Below are 16,108 nucleotides of genomic sequence, written 5' to 3' on the forward strand. Positions count from 1 at the left end.
AATAGATAGACATCAACTTACACTATAGGAGTTTCATAATGCTGAAAGTAGAACAAGTACTTAACCAATTTATTGAACAGCATGATCTCGTTCAAGAGGGCGACAAAATTGTTGTGGCGGTTTCGGGTGGCCCTGACTCGCTGATGCTATTACATTATTTATTTTCTAATCAAGAGAAGTGGAACATAAACGTAATGGCAATTTCTATTGACCATATGCTAAGAGGCGAAGAATCACACCGTGACCTTTTGTATGTAATGGATTATTGTCAAAAAAATAACATTCCATTGTTACCCAAGCGTATCGATGTCAGTAAAGAATTAAAAGGTAGTCAAGGGGGGGTTCAAGAGAAAGCGAGATTATTACGGTATCGAGCATTCGAGGAAGCGATCGTTACGTATTCTGCGACAAAATTAGCGCTCGGGCATCATGGAGACGACCAAATTGAAACAGTATTAATGTCTTTAACAAGAGGGTCAAGTACGCAAGCAATCGGAATTCCGTTAAGAAGAAATTTTGCCGAAGCGGAAATCATACGGCCTTTATTATGTTTATCGAAAGAGGATATTGTACAGTATTGTGAATATCATGGACTCAATCCTCGAATAGATCCAAGCAACCTTAAAGAGAACTATACGAGAAATCGTTTTCGGAAAAGAGTACTTCCATTTCTTCAAAAAGAGAATCCCCACGTCCACAGGCATTATCAGCGCTTTAGTCAAGAGATGTATGAAGATGACCAATTTTTGTTAGAAATAACTCGTGAAAAAATGAGTAAAATATGGGATATACAGCATGGGAAAGTAACTTTATCAATTACTTCTTTTTTAGAAATACCTCTTCCTTTACAAAGGAGAGGGATTCATCTAATATTAAATTATCTTTATAAGCAAAAGCCAGGCTCTTTATCGGCTATACATATTTACGATGTATTAAGTTTAATACAAAAGCAGCATCCATCTGGTACGTTACATCTTCCGAATAATTTATTTGTAACAAAGTCGTATGGTACATGTTCCTTTACTATTTCAGAAGGAGTGGAAGTGCTTCAACCGTTTCATTTTCAACTAACAATAGGTGAAACCACTTCGATACCTTCAGGAAGTGTTTTCTCAATATCAGAAGAATATCAAGAAAATCATCAAGTTGAGTGCATCCAGTTGGCTCAAAATGAAATATCATTCCCTCTTCATATTAGGACACGACAACCTGGAGATAGAATGAAGGTAAAAGGGTTGAATGGTTCGAAAAAAGTAAAGGATATATTTATTGATGAGAAAGTTCCTCTCGATAAAAGAAATACATGGCCAATTGTGACAGATAATGACGGAGTTATATTATGGATTCCTACATTGAAGGTATCTGAGTTAGTTAAAGATAGTAAGGATAGGCTGTCTGTACCAACTGTTTTTGTTTATAAAAAAGAATCATCTTCTAGGGGGCATGCAAAGGAATGAAACAAGATATTGAAAAGGTTTTGTTTAGTGAGGAAGAAATTCAAATCAAAATTAAAGAATTAGGTGCACAGCTAACAACAGACTATCAAGACCGTTTTCCTCTTGCGATTTGTGTTTTAAAAGGGGCAATGCCGTTTATGGGCGACCTAATTAAGCGAATGGATACATATTTAGAAATGGATTTTATGGATGTATCTAGTTATGGTGCTTCAACCGTATCATCTGGTGAAGTAAAGATTGTCAAAGATTTAAATACGAAGGTTGAAGGAAGAGATATCCTCATTATTGAAGATATTATTGATAGTGGATTAACTCTTAGTTATTTAGTCGAACTTTTCCGCTACCGTAAGGCGAAATCAATTAAAATTGTTACCCTTTTAGATAAACCGAGTGGTCGAAAAGCAGATATTGAAGCAGATTATGTTGGATTTGAAGTACCAGATGAATTTGTTGTGGGTTATGGGTTAGACTATATAGAAAAATACCGTAATCTTCCTTATATAGGTGTTTTAAAGCCGGAAGTCTATACAACGGCTGAATAAGTAACATTATATAAGTGAATAATGAAATTAGTACACTCAGGTACAAAGGTTTAAAATGGTTGAAATACCATGATTTACTATGATACTATTGAATATAGTTTTTTGAACGTGGGAGGAGGTAAGGGATGAGCCGTATCTTTAGAAATACCATTTTTTATTTACTGATTTTTCTAGTGATAATTGGAGTGGTTAGCTATTTTAGTAATAATGCAGAGCCAACCAATAATATAACAAATAGTGAGTTTCTTACTCAGTTAGAAGAGGGTAAAGTAGAATCTTTTACCATACAACCAGAACGTGGTGTGTATGAGGTAAGAGGTCAGCTTGAAGGATATAAGAGTGATGAGTATTTCCTTACTAATGTTGTTGGTGCCACTGGAGTGATTGATCAAATCTTTACTCTAGCTGATAACAATAATGTAAACGTTGAAACACTCAAAGCCAAAGAAACAAGTGGATGGGTTTCGTTCTTTACGACAATCATACCATTTGTCATTATCTTTATTTTATTCTTCTTCTTACTAAACCAAGCTCAAGGCGGCGGAAGTCGTGTTATGAACTTCGGGAAAAGCAAAGCAAAGCTATATAGTGAAGAAAAGAAAAAAGTTCGATTTAAAGATGTTGCAGGAGCAGATGAAGAGAAGGCAGAACTTGTTGAGGTAGTAGAATTCTTAAAAGACCCACGTAAATTTGCAGAGGTCGGAGCTCGAATTCCTAAAGGGGTTCTACTTGTTGGACCTCCTGGTACTGGTAAAACATTATTAGCCCGTGCTGTTGCTGGTGAAGCAGGTGTACCATTTTTCTCTATCAGTGGTTCGGACTTCGTTGAAATGTTTGTTGGTGTTGGAGCGTCTCGTGTACGTGATTTATTTGAAAATGCAAAGAAAAACGCACCATGTATCATCTTTATTGACGAAATCGATGCTGTCGGGCGTCAACGTGGTGCAGGTCTTGGTGGCGGACATGATGAGCGAGAACAAACGCTGAACCAGTTGCTTGTTGAAATGGATGGTTTTGGAGCTAATGAAGGAATCATTATCGTTGCAGCGACTAACCGCCCTGACATTTTAGATCCTGCCCTTTTACGTCCTGGTCGATTTGACCGTCAAATCACGGTTGATCGTCCTGATGTTAATGGTCGTGAAGCGGTATTAAAAGTACATGCGCGTAATAAGCCATTAGATGATAATGTAGATTTAAATGCAATTGCTATGAGAACACCTGGCTTCTCAGGAGCTGACCTTGAAAACTTATTAAATGAAGCAGCTTTAGTGGCTGCTCGTCAAAATAAGAAGCTCATTGACATGACGGATATTGATGAAGCGACAGATCGTGTTATCGCAGGTCCAGCTAAGAAAACGCGGGTTATCTCCAAGAAAGAGCGTAACATTGTTGCCTTCCATGAGGCTGGTCATACAGTCATTGGCTTAGTGTTGGATGAAGCAGAAATGGTACATAAAGTGACCATTGTTCCTCGTGGGCAAGCCGGCGGATATGCTGTTATGCTACCGAAAGAAGATCGTTACTTTATGACGAAACCTGAGTTGTTAGATAAAATTGTCGGTTTACTAGGTGGACGTGTAGCGGAAGAAATTACATTTGGTGAAGCGTCAACTGGAGCACATAATGATTTCCAACGTGCTACAGGAATTGCTCGTCGAATGGTTACAGAGTTTGGAATGAGTGAAAAATTAGGCCCGTTACAATTTGGTTCTTCACAAGGAGGACAAGTGTTCTTAGGGAGAGATATTAATAATGAGCAAAACTATTCAGATGCTATTGCTCATGACATCGATCTCGAGATACAAAGGATTATTAAAGAATCTTATGAACGAGCGAAGACTATTTTGACAGAAAATCGTGATAAACTTGAATTAGTTGCAAACACGTTACTTGAAGTCGAGACTTTAGATGCAGGTCAGATTAAACATTTGATTGATCATGGAAAACTTCCAGAGCGAAAGCAACCTTCCTCCTCGCAATCAGGAGAGACGGATCAAGTAAAGGTAAACATTCAGAAGAAAGAAGAGACGGATAATACATCCGAAACGAAAGAATAATTTCTTATAAGACGCCGATAACCTCGGCGTCTTATTTTTTTTGAAAGATTAGTACAGGAAAGCTGAACAATCATTGTCATTAGGGAATCTGAAAGTCTATCTTCTTAGTGTAGTAAAGGTGAAAGATGGAGACAGATTCTCGTTAATGAAAAAGCGTAAAAATAAAACAATGGCCTTCTTTAAGGGGTGTAACGGATAGCTTATATAGTTACGACTAAGCTGTAATTTATGGTATGATGAGGGCAATTAAAACCTATAGAGTGTGGTGTAAAAATGATATTTGTAATAGACGTGGGAAATACCAATATTGTTTTAGGTGTATATGAAGAAGATGATTTGAAATTTCAGTGGAGAATTGAAACGAATCGTCATCGAAGTGAAGATGAATACGGAATGCTTGTGAAAAACCTGTTTGAGCATGAGGGTATGAGTTTTAACTCAATCAATGGTATTATTATTTCTTCTGTTGTTCCGCCGATAATGTTTGCGTTAGAGCGCATGTGTAAAAGATATTTTAATTTAACGCCACTTGTCGTAGGACCTGGAATTAAAACAGGGTTAAATATTAAATATGAAAACCCTCGTGAAGTAGGAGCGGATCGGATTGTAAATGCTGTTGCTGGAATCCATGAATATGGTGGTCCTCTAATAATCGTCGATTTTGGAACAGCAACTACGTATTGTTATATCAATGAAGAGAGACAATATATGGGTGGAGCAATAGCGCCGGGAGTTGGAATTTCTACGGAAGCCCTTTATTCTAAAGCAGCTAAGCTTCCTCGGATTGAAATTGCCAGACCGGATGATATTATCGGTAAGAATACTGTTTCCGCAATGCAAGCGGGGATTTTATATGGTTATGTGGGACAAGTTGATGGAATTGTTCATAGGATGAAACAACAGAGTAAGAAGGAACCTTTGGTCATAGCAACAGGTGGACTAGCATCATTAATAGCAAAAGAAACAGATGTAATTGATGTGGTGGATTCGTTTTTAACGCTAAAGGGATTACGCTTAATTTACAAACGAAACTTACATTAGAGGAGTGCAGAGAATGAATGATTATTTAATAAAGGCACTAGCATACAACGGGCAAGTTAGAGCCTATGCAGTAAAAAGCACCAATACGGTGGGAGAGGCGCAAAGAAGGCATCAATCTTGGCCAACAGCGTCAGCAGCACTAGGCCGTACGATCACAGCGGGTGTAATGATGGGTGCTATGTTAAAGGGTAACGCAAAGCTTACTATTAAAGTTGAGGGGGATGGTCCTTTAGGAGCTATTCTGGTAGATAGTAATGCAAAAGGAGAAGTGCGAGGGTATGTGGCGAATCCCCAAACTCATATTGAAGAAAGAAATCAAGAAGGGAAATTGAATGTAGGGGCAGCAGTTGGTACAACGGGTACATTGACAGTTGTAAAAGATTTAGGCTTAAAGGATCATTTCTCTGGCCAAATTCCACTAGTATCAGGGGAGCTTGGTGAAGATTTTACGTATTATTTTGTAACATCTGAACAAATCCCTTCTTCTGTTGGGGTAGGAGTTCTTGTAAACCCTGATAATTCAATATTAGCAGCAGGAGGCTTTATTATACAGCTCTTACCAGGAACGTCTGATGAGGTTATTACGCAAATTGAAAAACGTTTAAGCCAAATGCTTCCTGTTTCAACTTTAATCGAAAAAGGGCTGAATCCAGAGGAGCTACTTGGTGAAGTGCTAGGAGAAGAAAATATTAAGGTACTAGAATCATTACCAATTTCATTCGAGTGTCATTGTTCTAAGGACCGTTTTTCAGCTGCTCTTATTAGCCTAGGCAAAAGTGAAATACAAGAAATCATTGAAGAGCAAGGAAGTGCTGAAGCTCATTGCCACTTTTGTAATAACACCTATCAATTTTCAAAGGAAGAATTAAAGGAGTTAAAAGAAGAAGCGAATTAAGCTAGCTTGGGAGGAGAGAGATGAATAGGGGAATTGAAGTGTTTGTTGCCTGTTTGCTTGTAACGAATATGATCACTTTATTCTTTCTCTTAAAAACAACGGATGAGTTGGCGTCTAGTGAAGATGAAGGAGTATTAGCATCAACTGAAGTTGTTGCTAGAATCGGTGATCAAACCATCTCGCGAGAAGAGTGGTTGGTTGCTCTTGAAAATCGTTATGGTCAGGAAGTACTCGAGGTATTGGTGGACCAAAAGGTCATGAAAGAAGCTGGAGAGAAATTTAATCTTTCTGTCAGTGAAACCGAAATAGAACAAGAACTAACCTTTATCCAATCCATTTACAATGCTTATGACAAAGAGTGGGATGACCAAGTGGACCTATTGAGAGAACAAATACGGTCTGATTTACTTCTACAAAAATTATTAACAAAAGACGTGCAAATACCAGAAGAAGAGCTAAAACGTTATTATGATGAGAATGTTCACTTTTATTCAATACCCGATTCTTTTCTTCTTTCTATCATTGTTGTTGAAAAAATAGAAGAGGGAAATCAGGTTGTGAAAGAGTTAAGAGAGGGTTCCAGTTTCGAAGCCTTAGCGATGGAGCAATCAATTGACCCTTACAGTGCTTCGCAAGGTGGAAGTCTTGGCTATATATCGAAAGATAGTACGATGTATTCCGAATCCTTTTGGGATGTTGTAGGCAAGCTCAAGGTTGGTGAATGGAGCGAGTCGTTTCCATTGAATGATGGGTTTGCTGTCATATGGGTTCAAGAAAAGAGAGAGGGAAAAGATTATTCTTTTGAAGAGGTAAAGGGAAAGATTCATCGTCAACTGGCGTTAGAGCAACAAGAGAGTTTGTTCTCCCCAAAAACTTTGTATGAAGAATTCCAAGTAAAATCATTTTATGATAAAGAATCAAATTAAGAGGCGACTGTTATCAGTTTTGCTTCTTTTTATGAAGATAGACCAGAATTGATTTCTATATTTATTAGAAACACTAAAGCGACTATAGTGTGATGGTTCTTCATTCAACTTTCAATTCGTTCCTATTCTTTAATAATAGCCTAAAAAAAAGGTATAAAAAACGAAATTTACATATAATTTAGAAAGTATACTCTTAATAGTTGACAAATGATGGATCATTTCGATAGGTTTATAATAAACCGATAAAAATACTTGGGATTAGAGGTGGATAGAAATGGTTAGGGTAGCAAATTCAATTGCTGATCTTATTGGTCAAACTCCAATAGTGAAGCTGAATCGAATGACTGACGAAGATAGTGCTGAAGTGTATTTGAAGCTAGAGTATATGAATCCAGGAAGTTCTGTGAAAGATCGTATCGCCTTATCAATGATAGAAGTAGCGGAACAAGACGGTAGGCTTCAGAAGGGTGATACGATTATTGAGCCGACAAGTGGAAATACTGGTATCGGGCTGGCGATGGTTACTGCTGCTAAAGGGTACAAATCAGTGTTAGTCATGCCAGATACAATGAGTATAGAACGCCGAAACCTTTTAATGGCCTATGGAGCGGAGCTCGTCTTAACGCCAGGTGCAGAGGGAATGGGTGGCGCTATTAGAAAGGCAGAAGAGCTGGCACGAGAAAAGGGCTATTTTATGCCTCAGCAATTTAAAAATGAAGCTAATCCTGAGGTTCATCGATTAACGACGGGGAAGGAAATCGTAGAACAAATGTGCGATGGTCTTGATGCGTTTGTTTCAGGTATTGGAACTGGCGGAACGATTACGGGAGCTGGGCAAGTGTTAAAGGAACATTTTGATGGGATTAAAATCTACGCTGTTGAGCCTGAAGATTCCCCTGTACTATCTGGTGGAAAACCTGGTCCTCATAAAATCCAAGGGATTGGTGCAGGATTTGTACCTGACATTTTAAACACTGATATTTATGATGAAATTATTAAGATAAAAAATGAAGAGGCTTTTGAAATGGCAAGAATTGTTGCAAGAGAAGAAGGAATTCTAGGTGGAATCTCTTCAGGCGCAGCCATTACGGCTGCAATACAAGTTGCCAAAGAATTAGGGAAGGGAAAAAAAGTACTTGCCGTGATTCCAAGTAATGGAGAACGTTATTTAAGTACGCCGCTTTACCAATTTGATTAATGCTTGTTGTAAAGAGAAGAGTTTGAAGTGAATAGTGATAAGAAACAGTCCGAATGGGCTGTTTTTTATGTTGTAAGAGGGGAATTTTTTAAATGAAACGAATGCCTACATACTGTATGATGGAATCATAGATAATGAGGAGTGTGACAGCTTATGAAGAGGACACAACTGTTATATCAAAAGGTGAACATGACAAAAGAAGAGTTCTTTTGTGCATATAAAGCGAAGAGTGTAAATCAGCCTAATCATATTTTGCTTGAAAGCGGACGAGGTGGGAGATATAGTATTGCTGGGTTGGAACCTTTTGCGGTTGTAAAAGGAGAAGAAAACGGAATCCAAATACGAGAATCAGATAGAGAGTATTTTTTAGAAGGTGATCCGTTATACACGCTGCAAGATTGGATGAAGAAATTCTCGCTTCCAAAGGTTGAGGGGTTGCCAGAATTTCAAGGGGGGGCAATCGGCTATATTAGTTATGACTATGCTCGGAAAATAGAAAAGTTGCCAAATATAGCACAAGATGACCTTCATATGCCCATGATCCATTTTTTACTTTTTCATGAATGGGTGGTGTATGAACACGAGTCAGACACGCTTTTTGTCATGAAAAGAGGGGAAGAAGGGGAAGATAATGCTACTCTTAACGAAGTGGTAGCGAGTTGGAAAGAAGCCATTTCATCAAATAAAGTCGTAAAGACACGAACTTCAGATAAGGATATTTTAAATGTCTCAATGGAAGAGGCCGAATTTAAAGAAGCAGTCGAAGCGATCCGCTCTTACATTAAAGAGGGAGATGTGTTTCAAGTCAATTTATCCGTTAGACAATCGAAACCGTTATATGCAGAACCAATCCAAGTTTATGAAGAACTTCGTACGTTAAACCCTTCACCCTACATGGCGTATATGTCTACACCAGAATTTAAAATTGTATCAGGGTCTCCTGAACTTCTTGTGAAAAAAACGGGATTGGACGTCAGTACACGGCCAATTGCTGGGACGAGATCAAGAGGGAAAAATGAAAAAGAGGACAGGGAGCTTGCCGATGAGCTGATCCAAAACGAAAAAGAGCGTGCAGAGCATGTGATGCTTGTTGATTTAGAAAGAAATGATCTTGGTCGTGTATGTCAGTACGGTACAGTAGAAGTAGATGAATTTATGGTTATTGAGAAGTATTCACATGTTATGCATATTGTTTCTAATGTAAGAGGGAAGTTAAGAGAAGATAATAACGGTGTAGATTTAATTCGAGCTATGTTTCCCGGAGGGACGATTACGGGGGCACCCAAAATCCGTACAATGGAAATAATAGAAGAGCTAGAGCCAGTTCGAAGAGGAATTTATACGGGTAGTATTGGGTGGATTGGATTTAATGGTGACCTTGAATTGAATATTGTCATTCGTACATTATTAGCCAAGAATGATGAAGCTTTTATTCAAGCAGGTGCTGGAGTTGTGATTGATTCCAATCCAACTTATGAATATAAAGAGTCTTTGAAAAAGGCAAGGGCATTGTGGAAAGCCAAAAGCTTAGCTGAGGGGAAGGGAGAAAGACAACATGATACTGATGATTGATAATTATGACTCCTTTACGTACAATTTAGTTCAATATTTAGGTGAACTCGGAGAAGAAATAATTGTTATGAGGAACGATGAAGTAACAATAAATGAGATTCGTACAATAAACCCTGACTATTTAATGATTTCACCAGGACCGTGTACGCCAAATGAAGCAGGTATTAGCTTGGAAGCAATCCGAGCTTTTTCCGGTGAGATTCCGATTTTCGGTGTATGCCTTGGACAACAATCGATTGCTCAAACATTTGGTGGGAAAGTCATTAAAGCTGAAAGGTTAATGCACGGAAAAACGTCAAATGTCTATCATAATCAAAGTGGCGTATTCCAAGGACTAAAAAACCCTTTAGTATCGACAAGATATCATTCATTAATTGTAGAAAAAGAAACCCTTCCTTCTTGCTTTGACATTACCGGATGGACAGAAGAAGGGGAGATTATGGGAATTAAGCATAAAGAATTTCCAGTAGAAGGGGTTCAATTTCATCCAGAATCAGTGATGACAGAATCCGGAAAATGCCTCCTTAAAAATTTTCTTGAGCAAAATCGCTTATACTCAAAAAGAAAAGCAGCTGTTAAAGGGTCGTAACATGTATTTATATATGAATGGTATGTATGTAAAAAAAGAAGAAGCGGTCATCTCTCCATTTGACCATGGTTTTTTATATGGAATGGGTTTATTTGAAACGTTTAGAACGTATAACGGACATCCATTTTTACTAGATGATCACATAGAGCGACTCCATCGTGGTTTTCAAGAATTAAATATATCTCACTCTATAAAAAAAGAAACGATATTGTCTATTCTGAATGAGCTTCAAGTACGAAATCAATTAAGAGATGCTTATGTTCGTCTTAATGTTTCAGCAGGTGTTGGAGATATTGGGCTTCGATCTTCAGCATATGATAACCCGACGATTATTGTGTTTCAGAAAGAACCTCCATCATTGCCGTCTTCTGAAAAGGAAGGGAAAATTTTAAATCTTAAGCGTAATACACCCGAAACGCGTTTCCGCTTGAAATCACATCATTACTTTAATAATATGGCTGCAAAAAGAGAACTCGGAGTATCTCCAGATGGAGAAGGGATTTTCCTAACGGAACACCGATATGTTGCAGAAGGGATTACATCCAATATCTTTTGGTATAAGGGTGGAAAGCTTTATACTCCTAGTGTAGAGACAGGAATATTAAACGGAATTACGCGCCAATTCATTTTATCAATAAGTAGTAGGTTAGAGATAAATGTAGAAGAAGGGCTTTATTCGGTTGATGAATTACTTAAGGCAGACGAAATATTTGTTACTAATTCAATTCAAGAGATTGTTCCATTAAATAAGTTATGTGATGAAAAATTTCCTGGGCGAAAAGGGAAGGTCTTTCAGTTATTGTCTAATTATTATAAAAAGAAAACAGAAAAGCTTTGGAGTCGACATGAGATTGGAGGAAAAATATGATTCAGGAAATTCAATGTGGACCATATACGCTAAAGTACGGAAAAGAAACCATTATTATGGGGATTCTAAATGCTACACCAGATTCGTTTTCAGATGGCGGGCAGTATAATGAAGTAGAAGAAGCTGTTCGTCGTGCGAAAGAGATGGTTGCTAATGGAGCGGATATTATTGATATCGGTGGAGAGTCGACAAGGCCAGGTCATGATTCTGTTTCTCTAGAGGAAGAGATAAACCGTGTAATTCCAGTTATTAAAGCTGTGTCTAAAACTGTACAAGTTCCTATATCCATTGACACGTATAAAGCAGAAACGGCGAGGAGAGCCATTGAAGCAGGTGCTCACATTATTAATGACGTATGGGGAGCGAAAAGAGATTCTCAAATGGCAAACGAGGCAGCGAGTTTAGGAGTACCCATTATCTTAATGCATAACCGACCGAATCAACAATATGAGCTTTTTGTACGAGATGTTTTGCAAGATATTCAAGAAAGCATTACGTTAGCGAAAAAAGCAGGGGTAAAAGACAATAATATTATTTTAGACCCAGGTATTGGGTTTGCTAAAGATGTTAACTTAAATATAAAAATGATGAGAGAATTAGATAAACTAGTGGCTTTAGGCTACCCTGTCTTACTCGGAACTTCTCGAAAGCGATTTATTGGACATGTGTTGGATTTACCAGTCGAAGAGCGCTTGGAGGGTACAGGGGCTACTATCTGTTATGGAATTCAAAAAGGTTGCAAAATGATTCGGGTGCATGATGTGAAGGAAATGAAACGAATGGCAACGATGATGGATGCGCTACTAGAAGGAGACGTTACCATTGGATAAAATTTTAATTGAAGAAATGGAGTTTTATGGATACCATGGCGTGTTTTCGGAAGAAACAACCCTTGGCCAGCGCTTTCGTGTGAATTTAGAGCTTTCTCTTCCATTACAAAAAGCAGGGAAAAGTGATAATCTGCGAGATTCCGTTAACTACGGTGAAGTGTATCAGCTTTGTCAGAAGATTGTTGAAGGAAAACCAGTTAAATTAGTTGAGGCGCTTGCTGAAAAGATAGCATCAGCTATATTGGAACAATTTCCACTAGTACAATTAACAAAAGTCAGAGTAATTAAGCCAGACCCACCAATACCAGGTCATTATAAATCGGTTGCCATTGAAATTAATAGAGGGAGATAAGATGAAATCTATTGCTTATATGTCACTAGGTTCAAATATGGATGAACGAGAATATTTTTTAGGTCAAGCTGTGAAAGCGTTACATGTTCATGAGGAAATTGAAGTACTAAAAGTTTCTTCGATTTATGAAACGGATCCAGTTGGTTTTGAAAAACAAGGTAAATTTTTGAATATGGTCATTAAAATAGAGACTGCACTTACAGCGGAGAAATTGCTAGATTACAGTCTTTTCATTGAAAATAACCTCGGACGGAAGAGAGTGTTGAAATGGGGTCCTCGAACAATAGACCTTGACATTTTACTCTATAATCAAGACAATATGGAAACAGAGAAACTTATCGTTCCTCATCCTCGGATGCATGAAAGAGCCTTTGTGCTTATCCCTCTTCTTGAGATTGAACCGAAAATCGTGCTTCCGGAGATGAACACCTCTTTAATAGAAATGATGAATGAAATACCTGATAAAGAAGGAGTTCGATTATGGAAGCAGATATCTGGGGTAGACGCATTCGTGCTTTTAGAAAACTAAAAGGTTATACTCAAGAAGGATTTGCGAAGGAATTAGAGGTATCGGTGTCCGCTATAGGGGAAGTAGAAAGAGGAAACCGTTTGCCGACTCGCGATCTATTAGAGAAAATCATCGAGGTTTTAGGCGTTCCTGAAGAGGAGCTCAATCCTTCGAAAGTGAAAAAATAGGTGAATGTCACCTTTCTAAATAATCGTTATGACCAAATTAGAGGAGGTTATTATACTTGTTAAAAATAGGCGATATACAAATGAAGAACCAAGTCGTTTTGGCACCGATGGCAGGAGTTTGTAACTCAGCTTTTCGTTTAACTGTTAAGGAGTTCGGTGCAGGACTTGTATGCGCAGAAATGGTAAGTGATAAAGGGATTATCTTTCAAAATGAGAAGACAATGAATATGCTTTACATTGATGAGAGAGAAAAGCCATTAAGCTTGCAAATATTTGGCGGTGAGAAGGAAACACTTGTGGAAGCTGCAAAATTTGTAGATAAAAACTCGAACGCTGATATTATCGATATTAACATGGGCTGCCCGGTTCCAAAAATCACAAAGTGTGATGCTGGTGCCAAGTGGTTACTTGATCCAAATAAAATATATGAGATGGTAGCTGCGGTTGTAGATGCGGTGGATAAACCTGTTACTGTAAAAATGCGTATGGGGTGGGACGAAGAGCATATTTTTGCTATTCAAAACGCTCAAGCAATAGAAAGAGCGGGTGGCCAAGCGGTATCATTGCATGGTCGGACTCGTGTGCAAATGTATGAAGGTCAAGCGAATTGGGATATTATTCGTCAAGTGAAACAATCCGTTAACATACCTGTTATCGGGAACGGTGATGTACAAACACCTCAAGATGCTGAGCGGATGTTGCAAGAAACAGGTTGCGATGGAGTCATGATTGGTAGAGCAGCTCTAGGGAACCCGTGGATGATTTATCGTACAGTTCAATACCTTGAGACTGGTGAGTTAATTGGTGAACCTTCTGTTCGAGAAAAAATTGATGTTTGCACACTCCATTTAGACCGACTAATCGATTTGAAAAATGAGAACGTTGCTGTTCGTGAGATGCGAAAACACGCAGCGTGGTATTTAAAAGGAATTAGAGGGAATGCAAAAGCGCGTAATGCTATAAATGAGTGTACAAAACGGAGTGAATTAGTAGGTGTGCTTCAGGCGCTTGTTGAAGAAGTAGAAGCGAAAGAAAACGCTATAAAAGTAGGATAATGAAAACTGCCAGTGAGAATACTGGCAGTTTTTCATTTATCTATGTATAAAAAGGTGTGTCTTGCGTTTGAATTGTGTACAATAGTAGAGTATAAAATGACTTTAATCTTAAAAGAGATAAAAAATGTATTGGAGTGAAAATAGATGAGTCATGAAGAATTAAATGACCAATTGCTTGTTCGTCGCGAAAAAATGGACTCGCTTCGAGCAAAAGGAATGGACCCATTTGGGAAACGCTTTGAACGAACGCACATTGCAGAAGAAATTAAAGAAGAATACGATGCGTTCTCAAAGGAAGAACTTGAAGAGAAAAAAGCAGAGGTTACCATTGCTGGACGTATTATGACGAAACGTGGGAAAGGAAAAGCAGGCTTTGCCCATATGCAAGATATTTCCGGACAAATTCAGTTATATGTTCGTAAAGATACAGTTGGAGAAGAGCAATATGAAACGTTTACGATGGCGGACCTTGGAGATATTGTTGGTGTAACCGGAGTGGTTTTTAAAACGAAAGTAGGAGAACTTTCAATAAAAGCTACCAGCTTTGAGCTATTAAGTAAATCTCTTCGCCCTCTTCCGGAGAAATATCATGGTTTAAAAGATGTAGAACAACGATATCGACAACGTTATCTTGATTTAATTATGAATCAAGAAAGCAAGGAAACGTTTATTACAAGAAGTCGTATCATTCAAGCAATGCGTCGTTATCTTGATGATCAAGGGTATTTAGAGGTTGAAACACCTATGATGCACTCAATTGCAGGAGGAGCTTCAGCCCGTCCGTTTATTACCCATCATAATGCTTTAGATATGCCATTATTTATGAGAATTGCGATAGAGTTACATTTAAAACGTCTAATTGTAGGCGGACTTGAAAAAGTTTATGAGATTGGGCGTGTTTTCCGTAATGAAGGTGTATCGACTCGTCATAATCCAGAATTTACAATGATTGAATTATATGAAGCGTATGCTGATTATAGAGATATCATGAGTTTAACAGAAAATCTTGTTGCTCATATTGCAAAAGAAGTGACAAGTTCTACTACGGTTCAATACGGTGACCATGAGGTGAATCTTGAGCCTGAATGGGCACGTCTCCATATGGTAGATGCAATTAAAGAGCATACTGGAGTTGATTTTTGGTCGGAAGTAGATGATGAGGAAGCAAAAGCTTTAGCGAAAAAGCATGGGGTTGAAATTAAAGATAATATGACATACGGTCATATTGTTAATGAGTTCTTCGAACAAAAGGTGGAGGATAAGTTAATTCAGCCAACCTTTATCTTTGGTCATCCTGTAGAAATTTCACCATTAGCGAAGAAGAATGAAGAGGACCCTCGCTTTACAGATCGTTTTGAATTATTTATTGTGGGTCGTGAATATGCGAATGCCTTTACAGAGCTAAATGATCCAATCGATCAAAGGCAGCGCTTTGAAGCACAATTAGTAGAAAGGGAAGCTGGAAATGACGAAGCCCATATGATGGATGATGACTTTGTCGAAGCGTTGGAGTATGGAATGCCTCCGACTGGTGGACTTGGAATAGGGATTGACCGCCTCGTCATGCTGTTAACAAATTCTCCTTCTATTCGTGATGTATTACTGTTCCCGTTGATGAGACATAGAGATTAAGAATCAATAAATTTGAGACCCTCCTAACAGTGAAATAGTTGGGAGGGTTTTGTTTTGACTAATAGCAAAATAAAAATGAATATAGTAAATTGGTTAGAAATTAATTTTATATAAAAAAGTTATTGCGTTAGAAATTAAAAGATGATATATTATTATTCGTTGCTAATAACAGAGCAACAAAAAACAAAATTCGAGTTAAAAACATTTTAAAAAAATGTTGACAATAACATCGAGTTATAGTAAGATTTAAAAGTCGCTTCAAAACGATGTAAATTGAACTTTGAAAACTGAAAAGACGAAACGTCAACGTTAATTCTAAAACGTAAGAACTTAGTTCTTACACAAAACATGAGCAAGTCAAACTACTTTTATGGAGAGTTTGATCCTGGCTCAGG

The 16,108-nt window shown here is 38.0% G+C and carries 16 protein-coding genes; all 16 read left to right on the forward strand.

Features of this window, described 5'->3' with window-relative positions:
• The first annotated feature begins 38 nt into the window (after window positions 1-38).
• Window positions 39-1,457: a tRNA lysidine(34) synthetase TilS gene (gene tilS, locus WAK64_RS21015; RefSeq protein ID WP_336588952.1), complete on the forward strand. Its 1,419-nt coding sequence runs from the start codon at window positions 39-41 to the stop codon at window positions 1,455-1,457.
• Window positions 1,454-1,999: a hypoxanthine phosphoribosyltransferase gene (gene hpt, locus WAK64_RS21020; protein ID WP_336588953.1), complete on the forward strand. Its 546-nt coding sequence runs from the start codon at window positions 1,454-1,456 to the stop codon at window positions 1,997-1,999. The genes tilS and hpt overlap by 4 nt, the downstream gene beginning before the upstream one ends.
• Before the next feature lie 125 nt (window positions 2,000-2,124).
• Window positions 2,125-4,059, forward strand: coding sequence for an ATP-dependent zinc metalloprotease FtsH (gene ftsH, locus WAK64_RS21025; RefSeq protein WP_336588954.1), 1,935 nt, complete (start codon window positions 2,125-2,127; stop codon window positions 4,057-4,059).
• Between the two features lie 273 nt (window positions 4,060-4,332).
• Window positions 4,333-5,100: a type III pantothenate kinase gene (locus WAK64_RS21030; RefSeq protein WP_336588955.1), complete on the forward strand. Its 768-nt coding sequence runs from the start codon at window positions 4,333-4,335 to the stop codon at window positions 5,098-5,100.
• 13 nt (window positions 5,101-5,113) lie between these two features.
• Window positions 5,114-5,995, forward strand: a complete 882-nt coding sequence (hslO, locus tag WAK64_RS21035) for an Hsp33 family molecular chaperone HslO (RefSeq protein ID WP_336588956.1) — start codon at window positions 5,114-5,116, stop codon at window positions 5,993-5,995.
• A gap of 20 nt (window positions 5,996-6,015) precedes the next feature.
• Complete coding sequence (locus WAK64_RS21040; protein WP_336588957.1) at window positions 6,016-6,921, forward strand: peptidyl-prolyl cis-trans isomerase; 906 nt, start codon at window positions 6,016-6,018, stop codon at window positions 6,919-6,921.
• Window positions 6,922-7,195: 274 nt separating this feature from the next.
• On the forward strand, window positions 7,196-8,119 hold the full coding sequence (gene cysK, locus WAK64_RS21045) for a cysteine synthase A (RefSeq protein ID WP_336588958.1): 924 nt from the start codon (window positions 7,196-7,198) through the stop codon (window positions 8,117-8,119).
• Window positions 8,120-8,272: 153 nt separating this feature from the next.
• Window positions 8,273-9,691, forward strand: coding sequence for an aminodeoxychorismate synthase, component I (gene pabB / locus WAK64_RS21050; protein ID WP_336588959.1), 1,419 nt, complete (start codon window positions 8,273-8,275; stop codon window positions 9,689-9,691).
• Window positions 9,675-10,280, forward strand: a complete 606-nt coding sequence (gene pabA / locus WAK64_RS21055; protein WP_336588960.1) for an aminodeoxychorismate/anthranilate synthase component II — start codon at window positions 9,675-9,677, stop codon at window positions 10,278-10,280. The genes pabB and pabA overlap by 17 nt, the downstream gene beginning before the upstream one ends.
• Window position 10,281: 1 nt before the next feature.
• Window positions 10,282-11,148, forward strand: coding sequence for an aminodeoxychorismate lyase (gene pabC, locus WAK64_RS21060; protein WP_336588961.1), 867 nt, complete (start codon window positions 10,282-10,284; stop codon window positions 11,146-11,148).
• Window positions 11,145-11,978 carry a dihydropteroate synthase gene (gene folP, locus WAK64_RS21065; RefSeq protein ID WP_336588962.1) on the forward strand — a complete coding sequence of 278 codons (834 nt, stop codon included), beginning with the start codon at window positions 11,145-11,147 and terminating at the stop codon, window positions 11,976-11,978. Before pabC ends, folP begins: the two co-directional genes overlap by 4 nt.
• Window positions 11,971-12,330, forward strand: coding sequence for a dihydroneopterin aldolase (folB, locus tag WAK64_RS21070; RefSeq protein ID WP_336588963.1), 360 nt, complete (start codon window positions 11,971-11,973; stop codon window positions 12,328-12,330). Before folP ends, folB begins: the two co-directional genes overlap by 8 nt.
• Before the next feature lies 1 nt (window position 12,331).
• Window positions 12,332-12,859 carry a 2-amino-4-hydroxy-6-hydroxymethyldihydropteridine diphosphokinase gene (gene folK / locus WAK64_RS21075; protein WP_336588964.1) on the forward strand — a complete coding sequence of 176 codons (528 nt, stop codon included), beginning with the start codon at window positions 12,332-12,334 and terminating at the stop codon, window positions 12,857-12,859.
• Window positions 12,811-13,026, forward strand: coding sequence for a helix-turn-helix domain-containing protein (locus WAK64_RS21080; protein WP_336588965.1), 216 nt, complete (start codon window positions 12,811-12,813; stop codon window positions 13,024-13,026). The genes folK and WAK64_RS21080 overlap by 49 nt, the downstream gene beginning before the upstream one ends.
• Before the next feature lie 56 nt (window positions 13,027-13,082).
• Window positions 13,083-14,081 (forward strand): tRNA dihydrouridine synthase DusB, encoded by a 999-nt coding sequence (gene dusB / locus WAK64_RS21085; protein WP_336588966.1) that lies wholly within the window; start codon window positions 13,083-13,085, stop codon window positions 14,079-14,081.
• 144 nt (window positions 14,082-14,225) lie between these two features.
• Window positions 14,226-15,713: a lysine--tRNA ligase gene (lysS, locus tag WAK64_RS21090; protein ID WP_336588967.1), complete on the forward strand. Its 1,488-nt coding sequence runs from the start codon at window positions 14,226-14,228 to the stop codon at window positions 15,711-15,713.
• The last annotated feature ends 395 nt before the right edge of the window (window positions 15,714-16,108 follow it).

Origin of the sequence: Bacillus spongiae (assembly GCF_037120725.1) — a bacterium.
Classification (GTDB): domain Bacteria; phylum Bacillota; class Bacilli; order Bacillales; family Bacillaceae_K; genus Bacillus_CI; species Bacillus_CI spongiae.